The 363-nt window shown below is 76.9% G+C and carries 1 pseudogene; it reads left to right on the top strand.

The features are described from left to right. Positions 1-125: 125 nt before the first annotated feature. Positions 126-363: pseudogene (locus DJ69_RS18820) on the top strand (RNA-binding protein); the annotation flags it as partial.

Genomic DNA, 363 nt, shown 5'->3' on the forward strand with positions numbered 1-363 from the left:
CTCCGGGCGACGGGTGGCGGCGACGAGGGGAGCGGGCGAGGCGACGAGACGCCGGTCCTCGTCGAGCTCTCGCTCGGCGCGACCGTCCACGACCGCGTCCGGTTCGCGCGCGACCCCGACGAGCTATGAACGTCCGGGTGCGCGGCATCTACGCGACGGCGCTCACCGAGGCCCTGCTCGACGCGGGCCACGAGGTCGTCGACGCCTCGGCGCCGATCCGGCGGCGCTTCGACGCCGAGTTCGGAAGCGACCCGCCCGACGCGCGGATCGCGACCACCGACGACCGGCAGGGCGTCGGCGCGCACGGCGACCCGGACGCAGTCGGGCGCCTCCGCGGTCTCCTGACCGACGCCGGCCTCGACG

It is taken from the genome of Halorubrum persicum, assembly GCF_002727125.1.
GTDB classification, from domain to species: Archaea; Halobacteriota; Halobacteria; order Halobacteriales; family Haloferacaceae; genus Halorubrum; species Halorubrum persicum.